Annotated in this window: 1 protein-coding gene; it reads right to left on the bottom strand. The window is 52.5% G+C overall.

Features of this window, described 5'->3' with window-relative positions; all coding sequences use genetic code 11:
- Positions 1-61: 61 nt before the first annotated feature.
- Positions 62-1,438, bottom strand: a complete 1,377-nt coding sequence (locus tag VBE63_RS27975; RefSeq protein WP_323686264.1) for a leucine-rich repeat domain-containing protein — start codon at positions 1,436-1,438, stop codon at positions 62-64.
- Between the last annotated feature and the right edge of the window lie 651 nt (positions 1,439-2,089).

Below are 2,089 nucleotides of genomic sequence, written 5' to 3'. Positions count from 1 at the left end.
CACTCCGTCTCAGTTGTTGGTATTGGTCATGGCCGGTGGCTCGAAGGGCATGATCGAGCGCTCAGAATGGGAGGTCGTCAACATCGTCCGATGCGTCGCTTGTTGATGTGTAGGAGATGATTTGACCGCCCTCGTGCTCGAGACCTTTGGGTGCATTGAACAGCTTCAGATGGCTGTCGCACCGCAGCTCGGCCAACCCCGGCACCGGCGAGAGGTTAAGCTCGGTGAGGTGATTGCCTCTGCAATCAAGCTTTTGTAGTCCAGTTGCTGGTGATAGATCCAGATTAGCCAGTTGGTTCCAACTGCAATTAAGCTGCTTTAGTTTAGTTACCGGTGAGAGATCAAGTTCGGTAAGTTTACCATGCCAGCAAATCAGGTTTACTAACCTTGGTACCGGCGAGAGGTCTAGTGCAGCGAGTTGAGTTTGGAAAAATTCTAGCTCAGTCAATCCCGGGACCGATGAGAGATCAAGCGTAGTTAGTGAAGCTGACCAGCAACACAGCTCTGCCAACTCCGGTACCGCCTTGAGATCCAAGTAGGTAAAGCTGCAACACAGCACGGTTAAGTGCGACACTAACGTAAGGTCTAATTCTTCGATTTGTGTACATCTGCAGTCAAGCTGCTTCAGCTTCGGAATTTGCGAGAGATCAAGCTCTGTTATTTTGTTGTTGAAAGAACAATCCAGCTTGATCAACTCTGGCACCGGCGAAAGATCAAGTTTTGTCAGTTCGTTTTCCGAGCAGTCCAGTTTTTTCAGCTTTGGGACTGGTGAGAGATCCAACTCAGCGAGATCCCGATATCGACAATCGAGTTCGGTCAGTTTCGGAACTAGAGAGAGGTTAAGCTCGTTAATAGGGCTGCTGTCCACGTCACAACCAGGGATAAACGAGCATTTAAGAACAGTTAAGTTAGGAACACCTGCTAGGTCAATCGTTTCTGCGTCAGCCAAGTACCAAACTAGCCTCTTTAGCTTAGGCAATATTGGCTTTATCTCGGTGCCAAGATTTGACAGATAAACTGAACCTTCGAATGCTAAAGTGCATATGCATAATCCTGCTTCCCACTTATTAGGGATGTATGGCAGATAACCGAAGTCCCAGGGTAAGCTAACAATGGCCCCATCTACCACAGAGAGTTCAATTGGTTCGTTGTCGTCGACGAATTCTTGCGGTGGTAGTACCGGGTGTTCCGAGAGTGTCTTCAGTATGGCATCTGGACTCGTGTTTAACGTTTTAGCCCATTTCAGAATTTGCCGATAATCCGGTTCGCGCAGTTCGTAGTCCCCGATCCGAAACCGCGCCGCGTGGAGTTGTTGCGCTTGAGCGCGCGCAAGCAGATCGCGCGACATGCGGCTGATGACGGGATTGCGACGGTTCGATGGGCGCGCAATCTCAGAGCCCGGCCTTGGTACCAAGGCTTTCTTGTCGTCCTGGCTCATACCTCAAATCTCCTGTCGTCGAGCGTGGCTCTTTCGACGCTGCAGCCGTGCCACACACCTTAGCTTAAAGCTTGTCGGCTGATTGAGCAGCTTTTTGCGGGCAGCTCGGTCCGATTGTTCGCGCGGAGTCTGTGTTGCAGCGGCTGAGATCGGTGCCCGGCTCACGGACGCGGGCAGGATGGACACCGAACACGCGGCCTGCGCCGAGCTGCGACGAGCCCGCCCAGAGGCTTTTCGCCGGAGGGCGGGTTAGACACCCGCCTTTACCCGATTAGCCGATGATCTTTTCGTATTCATCGTGCTGGCCGATCCAGAACCAAACGTAGCCATTCGGTGCCTCAACTGCCAATGCACGGTAGTCTAAGGTGACTCTGGCTGACCACAACGCTCCCACTTTCTTGAAGTGTAGGGACGGGTGGCGTGGATTATCCCGCAGCAGAGCGTAAGCGGCATCTGCGCGCCGCCGGATGTCCTGCGGTAGTCTTTGGTAGCAAGCCCAAAAGTCGGGATGAGTGAAATGGTTCAAATAGGACTCGTCCGACCTGCGGCATGGTCAGCTAGCACCCTTTCAGTAACAGCCTTAAATTTTCCGGAGTCAGAATCACGCTCGATTTGACGATCCCATTCGCCCCATTCTTGCTCTCGAAACCA

It is taken from the genome of Lamprobacter sp. (assembly GCF_034860625.1).
In the GTDB taxonomy this organism is placed as follows: domain Bacteria; phylum Pseudomonadota; class Gammaproteobacteria; order Chromatiales; family Chromatiaceae; genus Lamprobacter.
This window is presented reverse-complemented; position numbering and strand designations above follow the sequence as displayed.

Bases quoted from the DNA above. Each gene is read 5' to 3' on its own strand.
- VBE63_RS27975 (WP_323686264.1), bottom strand. From the start codon at position 1,438: ATGAGCCAGGACGACAAGAAAGCCTTGGTACCAAGGCCGGGCTCTGAG.